General features: G+C 42.8%; 12 protein-coding genes. 3 read left to right on the top strand and 9 right to left on the bottom strand.

Features of this window, described 5'->3' with window-relative positions; translation table 11 throughout:
- Positions 1 to 42: 42 nt before the first annotated feature.
- From pyk to dnaE, 7 genes are all read right to left on the bottom strand, one after another.
- On the bottom strand, positions 43 to 1803 hold the full coding sequence (gene pyk / locus BFI01S_RS18470) for a pyruvate kinase (protein ID WP_061793914.1): 1761 nt from the start codon (positions 1801 to 1803) through the stop codon (positions 43 to 45).
- Between the two features lie 89 nt (positions 1804 to 1892).
- Positions 1893 to 2852 carry a 6-phosphofructokinase gene (gene pfkA / locus BFI01S_RS18465; protein ID WP_061793913.1) on the bottom strand — a complete coding sequence of 320 codons (960 nt, stop codon included), beginning with the start codon at positions 2850 to 2852 and terminating at the stop codon, positions 1893 to 1895.
- A gap of 399 nt (positions 2853 to 3251) precedes the next feature.
- Positions 3252 to 4229: an acetyl-CoA carboxylase carboxyl transferase subunit alpha gene (gene accA / locus BFI01S_RS18460; RefSeq protein WP_061793912.1), complete on the bottom strand. Its 978-nt coding sequence runs from the start codon at positions 4227 to 4229 to the stop codon at positions 3252 to 3254.
- A complete protein-coding gene (gene accD / locus BFI01S_RS18455; RefSeq protein WP_061793911.1) occupies positions 4214 to 5092 on the bottom strand; it encodes an acetyl-CoA carboxylase, carboxyltransferase subunit beta in 879 nt (292 codons plus the stop codon). The genes accA and accD overlap by 16 nt, the downstream gene beginning before the upstream one ends.
- Before the next feature lie 162 nt (positions 5093 to 5254).
- Positions 5255 to 5878 carry a FadR/GntR family transcriptional regulator gene (locus BFI01S_RS18450; protein WP_082804560.1) on the bottom strand — a complete coding sequence of 208 codons (624 nt, stop codon included), beginning with the start codon at positions 5876 to 5878 and terminating at the stop codon, positions 5255 to 5257.
- Positions 5879 to 5886: 8 nt separating this feature from the next.
- Complete coding sequence (gene ystJ / locus BFI01S_RS18445; protein ID WP_061793910.1) at positions 5887 to 7125, bottom strand: NADP-dependent malic enzyme; 1239 nt, start codon at positions 7123 to 7125, stop codon at positions 5887 to 5889.
- A 189-nt stretch (positions 7126 to 7314) separates the two neighbouring features.
- Positions 7315 to 10674, bottom strand: coding sequence for a DNA polymerase III subunit alpha (gene dnaE / locus BFI01S_RS18440; RefSeq protein WP_061793915.1), 3360 nt, complete (start codon positions 10672 to 10674; stop codon positions 7315 to 7317).
- A gap of 114 nt (positions 10675 to 10788) precedes the next feature.
- On the opposite strand from dnaE, the gene ytrH reads away from it, so the two are divergent.
- Both ytrH and ytrI read left to right on the top strand, forming a co-directional pair.
- The gene (ytrH, locus tag BFI01S_RS18435) at positions 10789 to 11184 is read left to right on the top strand and encodes a sporulation membrane protein YtrH (protein WP_309229251.1); all 396 of its coding nucleotides are present in this window, start codon (positions 10789 to 10791) and stop codon (positions 11182 to 11184) included.
- Entirely contained in the window at positions 11181 to 11681 is a 501-nt protein-coding gene (gene ytrI, locus BFI01S_RS18430) for a sporulation membrane protein YtrI (protein WP_061793909.1), read from the top strand. The genes ytrH and ytrI overlap by 4 nt, the downstream gene beginning before the upstream one ends.
- Positions 11682 to 11711: 30 nt before the next feature.
- Here the strand turns inward: ytrI and BFI01S_RS18425 are convergent, their stop codons facing one another.
- Positions 11712 to 12650 (bottom strand): DHH family phosphoesterase, encoded by a 939-nt coding sequence (locus tag BFI01S_RS18425; RefSeq protein ID WP_061793908.1) that lies wholly within the window; start codon positions 12648 to 12650, stop codon positions 11712 to 11714.
- 138 nt (positions 12651 to 12788) lie between these two features.
- On the opposite strand from BFI01S_RS18425, the gene BFI01S_RS18420 reads away from it, so the two are divergent.
- On the top strand, positions 12789 to 13094 hold the full coding sequence (locus tag BFI01S_RS18420; RefSeq protein ID WP_035330304.1) for a YtpI family protein: 306 nt from the start codon (positions 12789 to 12791) through the stop codon (positions 13092 to 13094).
- 212 nt (positions 13095 to 13306) lie between these two features.
- On the opposite strand, the gene BFI01S_RS18415 is transcribed toward BFI01S_RS18420, so the two are convergent.
- Entirely contained in the window at positions 13307 to 14626 is a 1320-nt protein-coding gene (locus BFI01S_RS18415) for a CBS domain-containing protein (RefSeq protein WP_061793907.1), read from the bottom strand.
- Positions 14627 to 14706 lie beyond the last annotated feature (80 nt).

Raw genomic sequence — 14706 nt, 5'->3', positions numbered from 1 at the left:
TCACAAAAAAGGAAGGGGATCCCCTTCCTTTTTCAAATCCATTTATAATACGCTTGCGTGGCCGTTATAAATTACACCGCGCTGAGAGTCAACTGTGACTTCCTGTCCATCTTTCAGCAGGCTTGTTGCATTTTCAACCCCTACAATGACAGGTATTCCAATATTAAGGCCAACAACAGCCGCATGGCTTGTAAGCCCGCCTTCTTCTGTAATAAGCGCACTGCATTTCTCAATCGCAGGCACCATTTCCCGGTCAGAGCCGATTGTAACCAGAATAGATCCTTCTGTTACTTTCGCCAATGCTTCCTCTGCATTTCTTGCCACAACGACTTTTCCAAAGGCTGATTTGCGCCCGATTCCTTGTGCCTTAGCAAGGATATCCCCCACTACATGAATTTTCATTAGGTTGGTGGTACCTGCTTCACCCACAGGCACTCCTGCTGTAATTACTACTAAATCTCCTGAAGCAACAATTCCGCTGTTCAAGCTTTCTTCAACGGCGATATCAAGCATATCGTCTGTTGTAGACGCTTTTTGGCCGATTTGAGGGTACACGCCCCATGTTAAAGATAAACGCCGTGACACATAGTCATTTGAAGTAACGGCAACGATTGGTGCCTTTGGGCGGTACTTGGAAATCATCCTGGCTGTATGGCCGCTTTCAGTTGGTGTAATAATTGCGTTAACATCGAGGTTAAGAGCTGTATGTGCCACAGATTCTCCAATGGCATCAGTAATGTTATGCTCATTATCTTTGCTGCGATTTGAAAGGATTTCTTTATGATCTAATGCAGATTCCGCTCTCGATGCGATGTTGTGCATCGTCTGCACAGCCTCGACAGGATAAGAGCCCGCAGCCGTCTCACCGGATAACATGATCGCATCAGTACCATCAAAAATGGCATTTGCTACATCACTCGCTTCTGCGCGTGTTGGACGCGGGTTGCGCTGCATAGAATCCAGCATTTGTGTTGCAGTAATGACTGGTTTCCCCTGTGCATTACATTTTTTAATTAATTTCTTTTGTACAAGCGGCACCTCTTCTGCTGGAATTTCAACTCCAAGGTCTCCGCGCGCTACCATAAGCCCGTCAGAAATTTCAAGAATTTCCTCAATATTATCTACACCTTCCTGATTTTCAATCTTAGGAATGATGTTGATATAAGATGCATTATGCTCTTCAAGCAGCTGTCTGATTTCCAGGACATCAGATGCTCTGCGGACAAATGAAGCGGCAATAAAATCAACGCCCTGTTCAATTCCGAAGATGATGTCCTGTGCATCTTTCTCCGTTATGCCGGGAAGATTTACAGAAACACCTGGAACATTGACGCCTTTTTTATTTTTAAGTGTTCCGCTATTTAAAATTTTTGTGTGGATTTCACTGTTCGCCTTATCAATTTTTGTCACTTCAAGACCAATTAAACCGTCATCAAGCAAGATTTTGCTTCCTGTGTGCACATCTTCAATAAGGCCTGCATATGTAACAGAAAATTTTTCTGCTGTTCCTTCAACCTCATTCATGGAGATAATAATGTTTTCCCCAGCTCTCAATTCAATTGCGCCATCCACCATATTGTTTGTGCGGATTTCCGGCCCTTTAGTGTCTAAAAGGATTGCTACAGTCTTGCCTGTCTTTGCTGAAGCTTCACGGATGTTCTGAATTCTCTGTCCATGCTCCTGGAAATCACCGTGGGAAAAATTTAATCGGGCAACATTCATGCCTGCTTCAATAAGCTGTGTTAACCTTTCAACACTTTCACTGGCAGGTCCAATAGTACAGACGATTTTCGTTTTACGCATTTAAATTTACCTCCTGATTTGATGCAGCTTGTAAGAAAAGCGGAAGTGCCTTGCCCACCCCCGACGATTTATGCCGCTTGATGCCGGCTTTAAATAGACAGCTCTTTCGATAGTTTGTAGAGATCCAGGTCAAGTGTATGCTCTCTATCCAATATTTCAATTATATCATGGTCAACCAGTTTATTATTTTGAATTCCTACTGCACGTCCACCTTTGCCTTCAAGAATAAGCTCTACTGCATATGCTCCAAGACGGCTCGCCAGCACCCGGTCGAATGCAGTTGGGGATCCGCCGCGCTGCATATGGCCAAGCACAGACACCCGTGTATCAAAGTTTGTTGTTTCTTTGATCTGCTTGGCAAAATCCACTCCGCTGCAGACACCTTCTGCAACTACGATGATACTGTGTTTTTTGCCTCGTTCATGTCCCTTTTTCAGTCTCTCTGCAATTTCATCCATACTATAGCCTGCTTCAGGAATGAGGATTGTCTCCGCACCGCCTGCTAATCCTGCACATAAAGCGATGTCTCCTGCATCTCTTCCCATTACTTCAATGATAAATGTTCTTTCATGGGAAGTAGCTGTATCACGGATTTTATCAATTGCATCAATAACCGTATTTAATGCTGTGTCAAAGCCAATAGTATATTGCGTTCCCGGAATATCGTTATCGATAGTCCCAGGTACGCCCACACAAGGAAATCCATGCTCTGTCAAAGCTTTTGCTCCTCGGTATGATCCGTCCCCGCCAATTACGACAAGGCCTTCAATTCCGTGCTTATTCATTTGTTCAATGCCCTTTTGCTGGCCTTCTTTTGTTTTGAACTCTTCGCTTCTTGCCGAATGCAGGACTGTACCGCCGCGATGGATGATATCACCAACCGAACCCAGGTCAAGCTTCTTAATATTTCCTGACATCAAGCCGGAGTATCCGCCATAAACACCATACACTTCAATATTATGATAGATCGCTTTACGGACAACTGCACGTACAGCCGCATTCATGCCAGGAGAATCGCCGCCGCTTGTTAAAACTCCTATTTTCTTCACAATAATCACCCCAAATGTAATTTATATCACCATAAGAAAGCGTGTTTTCTTGCTGCGCTGTATTTTACCAGCCTATAAAGAATGTACATGCCTGCCCGAAAATTCTGTATGTAATATAGGCTCTATATGTAAAGCAGAGCATTCTATGCTTATCTTATTATTGAACAAAACGCTATTGAATATTTCTAAAATACCATGAAGAAGGGAGCATCTCAACTTAATCAGACAATTTCAAAGAAATACAGAATTGTCGGGATACTGAAAGCGTTTTATATAGAAAAAACTGCATTTTTCACTACAAGGACAGTATTATTGCATCACTCTCCGGTGCCGGGAAGAAGCCTTCGATTCTGCATAAAGAGTTATGAAAAAAATAAAAACGTGCCCGAAAGCACGCTTTTATTTTACCCCAATAAATTCCTTTAAAAACGAATATTCGCCTATAGATTTGAACTTGTTGTACCGGTGATCGATCAGCTGGTCTTCAGTAAGATCCATCAGATCCTTCAATGAGTGAGTAAGGACTTCTTCGATTTCCGCAGCCTGAACCTTGACATCCTTGTGGGCTCCGCCCTTTACTTCTTCAATAATCTGGTCTACCACACCCAGTTCTTTTAAATCCGGTGCAGTGATTCTCATGGATTCTGCAGCCTTTTTTGCCTGGGCTGCATCTTTCCAGAGAATAGCAGCCGCTCCTTCTGGAGATATAACCGAATAAGTGGAGTTTTCTAGCATATGAATATGGTTTCCTACACCAAGAGCCAGAGCTCCGCCGCTTCCGCCTTCACCAATGACGATACAGATAACCGGGACTCTGAGGCTCGCCATTTCAAACAGGTTCTTAGCAATTGCCTCACTCTGTCCTCGTTCCTCTGCAGCTTTCCCGGGGTAGGCACCTTTTGTATCAATGAAACAGATAATCGGCCTCCGGAATTTATCGGCCTGCTTCATAAGCCTTAATGCTTTGCGGTAACCTTCGGGATGAGGCATGCCAAAATTTCTGCGGATATTCTCTTTGGTGTCTTTTCCGCGCTGGTGGCCGATGACAGTAACCGGAATTCCTTTAAACTTTGCGATACCGCCCACAATCGCTTCATCATCACCAAAAGCACGATCTCCGTGACACTCGAAAAAATCCTCAAAAAGATAGGAGATATAATCCAGTGTAGTCGGCCTTGCGGGGTGCCTCGCAATCTGCACACGATCCCAGGGCTTCATATTTTCATATATATCGGCTTCTAATTTTTCCAAGCGCGCTTCCAGCTTCTCTATTTCAGAGGATAGGTCTACATCGGCTGTTTTGGTAAACTCTTTTAATTCAGCAATCTTTTTTTTCAGTTCCATAACCGGACGCTCAAATTCTAATTCTCCTGCCATTGGAAGTCACCTCCTGGTTGATGTATGGATAAAATTGCTGATATCTTGTCTTTTAACTCTGTTCTCGGAATTACTGCATCCAATTGACCACATTTTAATAAGAATTCTGCTGTCTGGAAGTCTTCCGGCAATTCTTCACGAATCGTCTGTTCTATGATCCTGCGCCCCGCAAATCCGATCAAAGCACCAGGTTCTGCCAGATTATAGTCCCCCAGTGAAGCAAAGCTTGCAGACACACCGCCTGTTGTCGGATGAGTCATGATTGAAATAATGAGGCCTCCATTATCACTGAATCTTTTTAGTGCTACACTTGTCTTGGCCATTTGCATCAGGCTCAAGACGCCTTCCTGCATTCTTGCACCGCCTGAAGCGGTAAATATTATAAAAGGAACTCGCAATTCATCAGCTTTTTCAATGGCACGGGTAATTTTCTCTCCGACTACTGAACCCATGCTTCCCATTCGGAACGTGGAATCCATAACAGCTACTGCAATTTTTTGACCACCTATAGTGCCTGTCCCAGTCACTACCGCTTCATTTATCTTTGTCTTTTCCCGATCCTTTTCCAGCTTTTCAATATAATCCGGGAAATTCAGAGGATTTTCAGAGATCATGTTCGCATTAATTTCTTCAAAACTATTAGCATCCAAAAAGCTTGCCAAACGCTCTTTTGAATTCATGGTATGGTGGTAATGACAATGGAAACACACTTTAAGGTTCTTGACCAATTCTTTGGTATACATGATTTTCTTGCAGTTTGGACACTTTGTCATGATTCCTTCCGGCACATCCTGCTTTGCCGTTTCCGATGGAATGGTTGCATATTTCTTCTTCTTCGTCTTAGTAAAAATATCTTTAAGCAAGATGAAACCTCCCTGATAATCGCTGAATCATTTCCATTAATTCCAATAGTGGTCAGACCACTATTGTAAAAATGAATGCCTAACTTTTCTAGGCTTCATTTATGCTTGTCTGATTATTTAAATATAGATGATATCAAAAATAAATTCTGCAAAAAATTGTCGTTAATCCTTCGACAAATTTCTCAATTCTTTATATACACGAATAACTTCGGAATCTTTTCTGGAAATCAAGGTATCAATCAGCTCCGCATATTGCTGCTTGGTTATCATCATTTTCTCTAAATCCAAAGAATTATAATAATCTTTGAGAATGATCCAAATACGGAGGAAAAGATGATTATCTGCAAGTGTGACGATTTCAAGGAAAAAGTCATCATCTGTGTAGTCTGCTTCCAGCGTCCACTTTTTGAACCTAAGAAGCCGATCTTCACCAGCCTTTTGAATAATTAGCCATAAACAATCAAGTTCGATCAGAAACTTGGTTTCTTTAACATCTCTTATAGATTTCTTATCCTGAAGAATAAACGTGCTAAGCAGCTGTACGAGCTGATGACCCCTAAAATCCCTCATGAAAGTCCCCTCACCTCTCCTTGTCTCAATTAAGCCAAGAAGTTCAAGGGCTCTTAATGCTTCCCGAACGGAAGAGCGCCCGACACCCAGGCGCTCTGACAGCTCTCTTTCGGAAGGCAGTCGATCTCCAGGCTTAAGTCCATCATGTTCAATCATGGACCTAAGCTGTTTGACAATGCCGATATAAACCTTCGTGTTATTTTGAGGTGAATTCACTTATGGAATCACTCACCTTTTCCAATGACTGCAAGTTGCTTCGTTTTTTCCTTCACTTCTTCAGGATCCACTTTAATGCGTGCAACGCCGGTTTCCATAGCTGCCTTTGCTACAGCAGCTGCAACTTCCGGTGCGACACGGGGATCGAATGGCCCTGGGATGACATAATCCGCATTCAACTCATCCTCATGCACCAAATTAGCAATGGCTTCTACAGCTGCCACTTTCATTTTCTCATTGATATGAGTTGCTCGGACATCCAGTGCTCCGCGGAAGATTCCAGGGAAAGCCAGCACATTATTTACCTGGTTTGGAAAATCGGATCTTCCGGTTCCAACCACCATTGCCCCTGCTGCTTTCGCTTCTTCAGGCATAATTTCAGGAGTTGGATTAGCCATGGCGAATATAATTGGATCCTGATTCATAGTGCCAATCATCTCAGCTGTCAGGGCTCCAGCAGCAGAAACCCCGATGAATACGTCAGCCCCTTTGATAACATCTGCAAGGCTTCCATTCGCATTCTCACGATTCGTATACTTCGCAACTTCATTTTTAATTTCATTCATACCCTGCGGGCGGCCTTCATAAATAGCTCCTTTAGTGTCACACATAATGATATCGCGAACACCGTAGCTGTATAAAAGTTTAATAATGGCAATTCCGGCAGCACCGGCACCATTTGCCACAACCTTAATTTCATTCATTTTCTTTCCGGACAGCTTCAAGGCATTTACAAGGCCTGCAACAGTTACAATGGCAGTGCCATGCTGGTCATCATGAAAAACCGGAATATTTGTTTCCTTCTTTAATCGTTCCTCTACATAAAAGCAATTGGGAGCAGCAATATCTTCAAGGTTTACGCCTCCAAATGTAGGCTCAAGAAGTTTTACAGTCTCAACAATTTTATCTACGTCAGTCGTATTCAGGCAAATTGGAAATGCATCCACTCCTGCAAAACTTTTGAAAAGTACAGCTTTCCCTTCCATTACAGGCAGGGCAGCTTCCGGCCCGATATTCCCCAGTCCCAGCACTGCTGTTCCATCGGAAACAACCGCGACCATATTGCCTTTCATCGTATATTCATAGACAGTTTCCGGCTTATCATAAATCTCCTTGCAGGGCTCAGCAACCCCCGGTGAGTAAGCAAGACTTAAGTCTTTGGCATTTCGCACCTGTACTTTAGATTTAGATTCCAATTTCCCTTTATTAGCTCTATGCATATGCAAAGCTTCTTCGCGTAAGGTCAAAATTTTCACTCCTCATATTCCGGATAGGATTATATATAAACATAGACTTGACGAATACATGCTTAAAATCCTGCTGCAGTTCTGTTTCATGATCAGATAGAGCAGGGCTTCTCTTTCGCTCACAGTGGTCAGACCAGTTTATTTTTCTTCTTACAAATATACCATAATTGTTATTGTTGTAAAGGGTAATTACTTTAAAACGACGTTATTCCGGCCAAGCAGCTGCATAAGCAAATTCAGGAAATCCTCTGTTGGCGAGACCAGATCCTCTTCACCCAGACGAATGGTTTTTCCGGAGCTTTCATAATACAAAACCACTTGAACGCGGCCTTCATTTTTCTTAAATAATTCTTTGAGCAAACAAAGATTTTCCGTTGTCTCCCGATCCTCAGTAATTCTTAAATACAAAACGGGATCCTTGTTTTGCATTTTTTCAATGGCTTTCTTCACATTATCCAGATGCTGTATTATCAGCTGCTTTTTTCCGTCCCGTTCCTCTATCTTTCCCTCTGCTAAGACAATGTTTCCCTGCGAGCAGAGCATTGAAAACCTGTTAAACACCTTAGGAAAAACAACTGCCTCCATATCTCCCGTCTGATCGCTCAAGGAAAGAAACGCCATTGGCTCTCCTTTCTTCGTACGAATCTTTTTCACTTCGGATAGGTATGCAACTGTTTTTGCCTTATTTACTGTTTTTTCCACCTCACCCAGCGGACAGGCTCCAAGCAGGGAAAAATAGGATTCGTAAATCGAAACGGGATGATCTGATAAATAAAGGCCAAGCACATCTTTTTCAAATCTTAGCTTGTCCTCAGAACGGATTGGATCTACTTCTGTATATTTAGGCTTAGGAAAAAATTCATCCTCCTCAAAGAAATCAGCTAGATCATCTTCCGGCATAACAAGCTGGGCATGCTCTGCAGCTACATCCAGGCTGGCCAGAAGAACAGCTCTATCTTCACCGAATTCATCAAAGCTGCCTGAATGAACCAGCGATTCGAGGATCTTTCGATTAACTGCTTTTGTTGAAACCCTTATGCAAAAATCAAACAGATCTTCAAAGCGCTTATTTTTTCTCGCCTGAAAAATATCTCTTAAAGCTGCAGCACCGATTCCTTTTATAGCAGCCAGGCTATATCTGATAGAATTTTTCTCTGCCAGAAAGGAGTAGCCGCTTTTATTAATGGAAGGCGGGCTGAGCGTTAAGCCCATCTGCCTCAGTTCTCCGATATATTGTGCAATCCTGCCTTCATTTCCGATAGCTGAAGTCAACAGGGAGGCCATAAAGTGAAGAGGATAATGAGTTTTTAAATAAGCCAGCTGATAGGCTATGAAGCTATATGCAACCGCATGGCTCCGGTTGAATCCATAATTTGCGAACCGGACGATTAAGTCATATATATCATGAGCGGTTTGCTCATGATAGCCTTTATTGACTGCTCCCCCAACAAAATGGACACGCTCACGGTCAAGCACTTCTTTTTGCTTCTTGCTGACCGCTCTCCGAAGCAAATCTGCTTCACCCAATGAAAATCCGGCCAGTTTTGCAGCGATTTGCATAATTTGTTCTTGATACACAATGACTCCATACGTATTTTCAAGAATAGGCTTCAAGTCAGGATGAGGATATATGATTGGCTTCCTTCCGTTCTTCCTGTCAATAAAAAGAGGGATATTTTCCATTGGGCCTGGGCGATAAAGAGCATTGACAGCAACAATATCCTCAAACCGCGTTGGCTGAAGCCTTGTCAGGACACTGCGCATCCCATCAGATTCAAGCTGGAAAATACCTGTTGTATCTCCTCTTCCCAAAAGACTGTATACATCCTCATCATCCAGGGGAATTTGTTTTATATCAATCTGTATGCCTGTCTTTCTCTGTATAGAGCTTAGGATATTCTCAATTAATGTCAGGTTTCTAAGACCGAGAAAATCCATTTTTAAAAGGCCGACATCCTCGAGATGCTCCATTGAATATTGGGTCAAATAAACATTTTCATGCCCTTTTTGAATTGGAATGGCCTCAACAAGCGGATGCTCGCTGATGACAACTCCGGCTGCATGGGTCGATGTATGTCTTGGGAGTCCTTCCAGTTTGACAGCTGTGTCAAATAGTCTCCGATTTAAATCGGATTCCTGGGTAAATCTTCTTAAAGGCTCAGATTCTTTGTAGGCCTCCTTGAGAGTGATGCCCAATTTGGAAGGTATTCTTTTTGAAAGCATGTCCAGCTCTTTAGGATTAAGCCCAAATGCCCTGCCGACATCCCGGAGTGCTGCTTTGGCAGCAAGGGTCCCGAATGTAAGAATTTGAGCCACATGCAATTCTCCATATTTTTGGGATACATACCGAATTACCTCATCCCTTCTGTGATCCGGGAAATCAATATCAATATCAGGCATGGAGATTCTTTCCGGGTTAAGGAACCGCTCAAATAGGAGCTGATGCTCAATGGGATCCACATCTGTTATGTAGAGGACATAAGCAACCATCGAACCGGCTGCAGATCCCCGTCCCGGACCGGTTAAAATGCCATTTTCCCTCGAGAACTTCATAAAATCCCAAACGATTAGAAAATAATCACTGAATTTCATGTTTCTGATAATGTTCAGCTCATACCGCAGCCGATTCTTATGCTCATCATCTCCATCCGGATATCTGTCAGCAAAGCCTTGCCAGCACACTTCTTCCAATAGCTGATCGGCACTCATGCCTCCTGCAGCAGGGTATTTAGGAAGATTCTGTTTATCCAGCTCAAGCATTACATTGCATTGCTCAGCAATCATAATCGTATTCTCTAAAGCATCTGGATACCCTGATAGCAGTTCCGCCATTTCCCCGGATGACTTTAAGTAATACTCATTGCTCTTCAGCCGTTCTCTTTCTTCATCCTGAAGCTTTTCACCATTTTTAATGGCCAGCAGGCACTCATGGGCAAAAGCTTCCTCTTTTTTTATGTAACAGACACCATTTGAAGCCGCCAGGCCAATTCCGGTTTCTTCTGAAAGGTTAACCATGGGGCCGTGGATTCTTTTTTCTTCATGCAGCCCATGATCCTGTAATGCGAAGAAGAAAGAATTTGGCTCAAAAATGCTGCTGAATAGGTCAGCTGTTCTTTTTGCCTGGCCGTATTCACCTGCCATAAGAGATTGTTCGATCTCCCCATTTATGCCTGGAGTTAAAGCAAACAATCCTCCAGCATAGTGTTTAAGCCATTTAACAGGAATGCCTTCAGGCGATTTTGTCTGGACCGTGCTCGTGATTTTTAATAGATTCTGAAACCCCTGCCGGTTTTTAGCCAGGAGGACCAATGGATAAGCTTCGCCATCAGATATCTCGCTTAGTACATCCACAGAGAGTCCCAGGATCGGCTTTATGGACTGCTTAAGACATTCTTTATAAAAGGCGACTGCCCCGTACATGACATTTCGGTCCGTCAGAGCCAGGGCAGGAAACCTATTTTCCCTTGCGCTCGTTACAAGCTGCTCTATTCTTGCCGTGCTCGACAGCAGGCTATATGCGCTATATACATGAAGGTGAATAAATGACATGTTTCTCACACCCTTAATTTCTGCTATTTTCATTATAGAACGCCCGTTTCCAAAAAGAAAATATGTTCTCTTTTTAACAGCACCTAAAAAACATATTTTATTAAGTTTGTCCATATGATGAAGTATCAAGATAATTCTGGCAGGACCATTCCTGCAGCGAGGATGGATGATATGAATACCCAGCCCTTTTTCTCCACTTTAATTGAGAGCTATTTCATTGCGTTCGGTGTTTTGATTGGAGGTTCAATCATTGGCGGCATGGCTGCTTTTCTGACAGGAAAGCCTCCTTTAAATCAAATCTTCCAGATTTCCAATATGATTCGCATTTGGGCCATCATTGCAGCGATAGGGGGGACCTTTGATACAGTTTACAGCTTTGAAAGAGGCGTTATGGACGGACAGACTAAGGACATCTTCAAGCAATTTATGCTGATTCTTTCTGCTCTCGGAGGGGCCCAGACCGGCGCCATGCTCATTAACTGGCTTACTCAGGAGAACATTTCGGCATGAGGATACCTCCTTATTACCGATTGCCATCCTGGCAGCGTTTTTTTGCAGGAATGGCGCTGGGAGGCATCATCAGCTGGTTTATTTTTTTATTTATCTTTGGGCAATGGCAGGAGAGATACAGCAAAGAAATCAAGCTTCAGCAGGATGCTATTCATGAATTGGAAAAAGATAAAGAAATCTGGCAGGAGGAATTCAAAAAATTAAATAAAGAAAACCAGAAAAAACTGACTGTCCAGGATATTTCCATTAAAATTGTCAACGGCGAAAAATATAAACTGGATTCTTTCAGTGTTTTCCAGCTGGAAGATAAAATAAAAGAGGATATCAGCATGATGATTGCCAAAGACATGGATACTGTATATAAAAACAGTGAACTGATCAAAAAAATCATAGAGAATAAGACACATCGCGTAAACGAAAAAAGGTACCGGGTGGAAGTTAAAGAATTGGTCATCTATACCACTGTCTCAATTGAATTGAATATAATGCTGGATTAATGCCCGGCTTTTTGTGCCGGGCATCATATGTCAGTTGTCTCTGCAGACAGCCTCAAGGTCTCTTACAACGGAATCCATCTCATCCCATGAATAAATGGAAGCTCCGGCAGCAAGAGGATGTCCTCCGCCTTTATACTTCCTTGCAATTTCATTGATTATTGGACCCTTAGAACGGAACCGCACACGGATTTGATCGCTTTCCTCGATAAAGAAAACCCATGCTTTTATTCCCTTCACATCGCCAAGAGTGCTTACAAGCAGGGATGCTTTGGAAGGTGATGCCTGAAATTCTTCGAGCAATTCCTTTTTCAGGATCATTACAGCAGCCCCGCTGGATTTCATCTCAAAGTTCTGCAGCACATAGCCCTTCAGTTTAACAATATTTGCGTCCAGCTCGTACATCTTATCAAACAGTTCCGGACGTGAAAAATTATAATGAATCAGTTCACCTGCATAGGCAAATGTCTTTTCAGTCGTGCTCGGATAAAGGAAACGGCCGGTGTCCCCAACTATTCCTGCAAATAACAATCTTGCCGCCTCATCAGACATTTTCAGGCCCTGTTCTTTGCCGAAAAGATAAAACTCATAAATCATTTCACTTGTAGAGCTTGCATCTGTATCCACCCACAATAAATCTCCATACGGATCCATATTAGGGTGATGATCAATTTTAATCAGCTTGCTGCCCTTTCCATATCTATCATCACATATTCGCTCTGCATTTGCTGTATCACAGACAATGACCAGCGCACCTTTATATGTATCATCAGATATTTCATCAAGCCTTCTCATAAAATGAAGTGTTTCTTCTTCCTGCCCGACAGTAAAGATCGCTTTCTCCGGAAATGAAGCCTTAAGGATTTCAGCAAGGCCCCCCTGTGAACCATACGCATCCGGGTCCGGACGGACATGCCTATGAATAATGATTGTTTCATATTTTATTATTTCATCAAGTATCTTCTGTTTCATGGCGCGCTCCTTTTATTCTGAATACTATATTTTTACCATACCACCATGAAAAGAAAAAGAAAACACTGCACGCTTATGGCATTTTTTTAATAATGAAGGTAGAATGATAAGAGATTGTCGAAACTTGGAGGTTATGAAATGCCTATTTTTGTTATCCTGATTATACTCTCTTTTTCTTTCTATATTTTCTACAAAGTAAAATTCTTCAGAAGCAGACAGCCGGCTGAAAGACAATGGATATCAGCCAAGTCCAGAATTGCCCTGGGTTCATTTGTTGCCATATTTGGTCTTAACCAGCTGTTTTTATACGACACAACAACTGCTCTCATTGTGGCAATTGTGTTTATTCTAATCGGTGGATTAAGCATTTGGGGCGGCATAAAAGCATACAAATTTTACACGCCTCATGCTGTGAAAGAAGCTGAAGCAGCAAGGAAAAATTAAAGATACCCGGACTTCTGGAAGAAGCCATGCAAAAAAGCCGTTCAATTTTGAGCGGCTTTTTGTTTATTCGTATGAAAGTTTAACTTTGAACGTGGATTACTGTCTAGCTTCAGCGCCTACCCCATCGAGGTCACACAGAAAGGGTCAGCTTTTGGGAGGACGTGGCGATCTTAGTCTGCGTTCCTTCGTGGGCAAGGCGCTTCAGCATTTCTTTAGTGTCTGTCAATCAGCTGGCACATCATCATCGCCTTGCCCACAAGGACACCTTCGTTAAAAACTTCAACATCCACTTTACCGAACTTCCGCCCTACTTCCAGGACTTTGGGATAGATTTCAAGCATACTGTCAATCTGAACAGGTTTTATAAAATAGACCGTCATATTTTCAACTACGAGATCTCCCTTTTTATAGCTTCTTAACACTCTGTTTGCCGCTTCCGATACAATGGTTGTAAAGACTCCATAGGAAATCGTTCCAAGGTGGTTAGTCATCTGCGGAGTAACCTCGCTGCGATAGACGTCATCCCCTTTTGTTTTTCCCCTTGTCATAACCAGCTGACTGGTGACAATATCGTCTATTGTTTCACCCACCTGCGGCTGCCTTTGTATCATCTGCAAAGCCTTCAGCACATCCTGGCGGCTTACAATGCCTTCGAGTTTATTCGCCTCATCCACCACTGGGAGCAATTCAATTCCTTCCCACACCATCATATGCGAGGAAGAAGCAACGCTCGTTTTCCCGCCAACTGTCATTGGATTTTTAGTCATGATTTTTTCGATAAACGTTTCTTTGTCATGTCCCATGATATCCTTGGAAGTAACAACTCCCTGCACCTTGAGATTATTGTCGACAACCGGGAATCGGCTGTGGCCGGTTTCGCGGTTATATGTCAGCCAATCTGCAATTGTATCGGTTGTTTTCAGAAAAACCGCCTCCTGCAGAGGAGTCAGGATATCTTCAACAAGTACAATCTCTTTTTTAATCAGCTGGTCATAGATTGCCCGATTGATCATAGTTGCCACTGTGAAGGTATCATAGCTGCTTGAGATCACAGGCATCTGCAGATCGTCAGCAAGCTTTTTGACATGGTCTTCTGTATCAAATCCCCCGGTAATTAATACAGCAGCGCCAGCCTTCAATGCCAATTCGTGTGCCTGGGTCCGGTTTCCGACGATCAGCAGGTTTCCGGCATCCGTATATCTCATCATCGCTTCAAGCTTCATCGCCCCAATAACAAATTTGTTCAGTGTTTTATGAAGGCCGGCTCTTCCACCGAGCACCTGGCCGTCAACGATATTAACAACTTCTGCAAAAGTAAGCTTCTCAATATTCTCTTTCTTTTTCCGCTCGATTCTTATTGTTCCAACACGTTCTATTGTACTGACATATCCCTTATTTTCAGCATCCTTGATCGCTCTGTATGCCGTCCCTTCACTCACAGCGAGCGCCTTGGCGATCTGTCTGACCGATATCTTTTCTCCAATTGGCAGTTCATCAATATATTGTAATATTTGCTCATGCTTAGTAGCCAAGACTTTCACCCTCTACAAATTATTCCTTATTTTCATTATAAGGGTAAAGAGGCCTTGATACAATTGACTCCGGCAATCTG

The sequence above is a fragment of the Cytobacillus firmus NBRC 15306 genome (assembly GCF_001591465.1).
GTDB lineage: Bacteria > Bacillota > Bacilli > Bacillales > Cytobacillaceae > Cytobacillus > Cytobacillus firmus.
Note: the sequence above shows the minus strand (reverse complement) of the source record. Positions and strands in the feature narration are given on the sequence as shown.

Coding starts and splice junctions, on each gene's coding strand:
- pyk (WP_061793914.1), bottom strand. CDS start 1,803: ATGCGTAAAACGAAAATCGTCTGTACTATTGGACCTGCCAGTGAAAGT.
- accA (WP_061793912.1), bottom strand. CDS start 4,229: ATGGCAGGAGAATTAGAATTTGAGCGTCCGGTTATGGAACTGAAAAAA.
- dnaE (WP_061793915.1), bottom strand. CDS start 10,674: ATGTCATTTATTCACCTTCATGTATATAGCGCATATAGCCTGCTGTCG.
- ytrH (WP_309229251.1), top strand. CDS start 10,789: ATGATGAAGTATCAAGATAATTCTGGCAGGACCATTCCTGCAGCGAGG.
- ytrI (WP_061793909.1), top strand. CDS start 11,181: ATGAGGATACCTCCTTATTACCGATTGCCATCCTGGCAGCGTTTTTTT.
- BFI01S_RS18425 (WP_061793908.1), bottom strand. CDS start 12,650: ATGAAACAGAAGATACTTGATGAAATAATAAAATATGAAACAATCATT.
- BFI01S_RS18420 (WP_035330304.1), top strand. CDS start 12,789: ATGCCTATTTTTGTTATCCTGATTATACTCTCTTTTTCTTTCTATATT.